This window comes from Paraburkholderia sp. RL18-085-BIA-A, from assembly GCF_046027075.1.
Taxonomy (GTDB): domain Bacteria; phylum Pseudomonadota; class Gammaproteobacteria; order Burkholderiales; family Burkholderiaceae; genus Paraburkholderia.
Window position 1 is genome coordinate 1 of the sequence record NZ_JARESU010000496.1, and the last position, 932, is coordinate 932.

Genomic DNA, 932 nt, shown 5'->3' on the forward strand with positions numbered 1-932 from the left:
CGCAGATCGACCTGCTGGTCCGCCATGTGGGACCCTGCGGTGTGACGCAGCCAGTGTGCCGAGGCCTGCCCGAGGCGGTCCGCGCGCGGCGCATGGTCGTCACCACGCGCCCGCAGGGCGTCCGCCGCACCGCTAAACACATCCTTCACGATCCGGTGCAGCGCGGCGCGCGTGAGTGGCTTGCGCGACTGGCCAACCGGCAGTACCAGCGGCGTGTCCTCGCCCGGCGAAGGCAGGGCCGGCAGTCCCCGTGCCCGCCGGTAGGTGCCCAGTTCCGTCATCATTTCCGCGGTGGCGGGCACCAGCCGCTCCTTGCCGCCTTTGCCCAGCACGTCCAGCCACCAGCGATCCTGGCCAGTTTCGTCAGCGCGACGGAAAAACCGTCCCATCGTGTTGGTGCCGACCTCCGTGATCCGCAGACCGCCCAGATAGAGCAGGGTAAAGAGCCAGCGCACGCGGGCGTGGTGTTCGCGCTCGCGACCGGTCTGCACCGGCATGCCCTGGATGTAGGTCTTGACCTCGAGCCACAGCTCGGGCGACAGATACCGGACGATGCGCGGGCTGGCCCGCCGGCTGCGCTGACGCGAGAGTGACAGCGGATTGCCGGCCAGATAACCGGCCTGCACCAGCCACGCAAACATGACGTTGAGGATGACCATCGCCTGGCGCTGGCTCGAGCCGGCCAGCGGGCCGGAGAACGGCCGCCAGCGCGGATCGTGGCGGGGATGCCTGCGTCCGCCGTCAGCGGTCCATCGCGCGGCGGGCTGGGGATCGGCGAGAAAGTGCTGGTAGCCGAGCAGGTCCTCGTGCGTGAGCGAGGCGAGCGGTTTGCCGGTCTGCAGGACGGACCACAGCAGCAGCCGTTCGGCTTCCTTGCGGTAGTTGTCAAACGTGGTTTTGGTGTCGACGAAACGGGCCAGCCACGCGCGCAC

The 932-nt window shown here is 69.2% G+C and carries 1 protein-coding gene; it reads right to left on the reverse strand.

The annotated features are described in order from the left end of the window. On the reverse strand, window positions 1-932 hold a 932-nt coding region (locus P0D89_RS53475; RefSeq protein WP_408379727.1), incomplete at both ends, for a tyrosine-type recombinase/integrase.